General features: G+C 65.7%; 1 protein-coding gene. It reads left to right on the forward strand.

Annotation, left to right across the window (positions count from 1 at the left end):
* The coding region (locus BTW07_RS19290) for an Ig-like domain-containing protein (RefSeq protein ID WP_167369312.1) at nt 1-327 on the forward strand (327 nt) is incomplete at both ends.

Consider the following 327-nt stretch of genomic DNA (forward strand, 5'->3'; position numbering starts at 1 on the left):
AGGGCAAAGGCAGCCTGACGTTCAACGCCGACGGCTCCTACAGCTTCGCCCCCGGCACTGACTTCGATGGTCTGGCCGCAGGCGAAAGTCGCGACGTCACCTTCAGCTACACCGCCACCGATAACGATGGCGGCGTCAGTGCGCCCAAGACGGTCACCATTACCGTCACCGGTACCAACGACGCCCCGGTGGCCGTCGCCGATACCCAGACTACCGGCGAGAACAGCGTTCTCAGCGGGCAGGTGCCGGCAGCGACCGATGTCGATGGGACGATCGCCGGTTACGACCTGGCGACGGATGTCGGCACCGGCAACGGCAGCCTCAGCT

Source organism: Salinicola socius, from assembly GCF_001937195.1.
Taxonomy (GTDB): domain Bacteria; phylum Pseudomonadota; class Gammaproteobacteria; order Pseudomonadales; family Halomonadaceae; genus Salinicola; species Salinicola socius.